We start from the raw sequence: 1,651 nt of genomic DNA, 5'->3' as shown, positions 1-1,651 counted from the left end.
GCGGTTGTGTGTAAACTCCAGTTTGGCACTAACGTGCCCTCAGGGGGAGGAGGAGTCCATCCCATTGCTTCTAGCTTGTTGCAGACGTTGCGTAGCGTCCGCTTGTGAATCAGAGCAGACCCACAGAAGCAGTGAGTGCCGCTGAGCCGAACCGTGCAAGGAAGGGTGATCCCGCGATTTCATGCGTAATGAAATGAATAATGGGGCGTCAGACGCCGGTCCCATTTGCCAAAAAACCAGCCGCACGATGACTGCCATCGCAAAATGGCTTGTCCATCGAGTTTCCACAACGGCACAAGCGGACCGCTAGCGTGCGATCAACAGTGCGCCCGGTGCCGGTGCAAATTTCTGCGGCGCCACGGATATCGAGTGGGCCATTATGCAAAGGGGTAACCACCAGCGTTCCATCGCGCTGCTCCAGATCGGGAAACGGCCGGGTAAGCGCCTCGCCTGACGCGGTGAAGCCTGCGGCAAGGTGTGATTGATCGCAAAATGGCTTGTTCTTCGACTGGCCGCAGCGACACAGCGCCACCCGGAGTTCATCGCTCGCGGCACCGTCGGCCGATACGATCCTGATCGCGGCATTGAGCGCAAGTGGACCGTTTTGGCGCATATGGACTAGGTTGACAGGCGGCGCACTTTCGTTATCGACGCCATCGCGCCGTTCGTAGCGAATCGCTCCTGAAACACAATTGCGTGCAACGCGCGCCAGGCGCTCCGGCGTAGCATTGTCAGGAAATATCCAGGAACCCTCCTGGTTGGCCTTAAAGACGGCTGGCTCTTCCAGCACACAGTGGCGCGAATGCACGCAACGGCTCGGGTCGAAATAGAGCGTCCCCGTCTTGCCCTTGACGACTTCAATCTGCGCCTGCGGATCTAGGCTCGGTGGAAAAGCGGCCAAGTGAGAGGCTAGGCCAGGCTGCACGTCAGGACGCAGCGTTTTTTCGGACGCCAGCTTTACACCGTGCGCCTGGCGCCATGCGCGAGCGGCTTCGCGCAACTTGTGGCCAAGCTGTGCGAGCGCGGGCAATGTACTTGCACCGATGTCTGCATGTATTGCAAGCAAGTCCATTCTTTCGGCGATTAGCCATGCGGCTGAATCGGGCGATTCGAACCCAATTGCGGTGCGCGACAGACTGAACGTGAGACCTGCCATCACGCCCGGATGCGCTTCGTTGGCTGGCAAAGTCGTCAAGGCCGTGCCAATGTCGGCAAGGGCATGCATTAGAGTCATCGCTTGCGCCATAACAGCGGACCGCGGCAGCAGGCAGTTAGGCATATCGCTCATCAGTGCAAACAAACGCAGCATTAGAAAATAGCTTGCATTGCCTGCGTCGAGCAACGACACCGCTGGTTCAGCCACGATATGAACACGCTCGTCGCTAGATACTGGCGGACGCATGACCGGGTGGCGAGCCGCATTGCGGTATGGTGTAAAGTCAGGGCGTCGTTGCTCAAGCGCTTGCCACTGTTTCCGAATCGTGCGGAAACGTGCGTAGTGCGATCTTTCATCGCAAACGATCGATCCTTCTCCTTGCTCGACAATCAGGGTCAGCGCCCTCCTCGCGTCGGCCTGACTTGCAATCGTACACAGACCAGGCAGGTAGACATCCTCATGGCTCAGCTGCGCCTCGGGCCTGCCGACGAACAA

1 protein-coding gene is annotated in these 1,651 nt (G+C 58.6%); it reads right to left on the bottom strand.

Annotated features, from left to right (window positions below; all coding sequences use genetic code 11):
• Positions 1–208: 208 nt before the first annotated feature.
• The coding region (locus ACHAC9_RS24345) for a CDGSH iron-sulfur domain-containing protein (protein ID WP_435764372.1) at positions 209–1,651 on the bottom strand (1,443 nt) is incomplete at its 5' end.

This window comes from Massilia sp. CMS3.1 (assembly GCF_051262535.1).
GTDB lineage: Bacteria > Pseudomonadota > Gammaproteobacteria > Burkholderiales > Burkholderiaceae_D > Telluria.
Note: the sequence above shows the minus strand (reverse complement) of the source record. Positions and strands in the feature narration are given on the sequence as shown.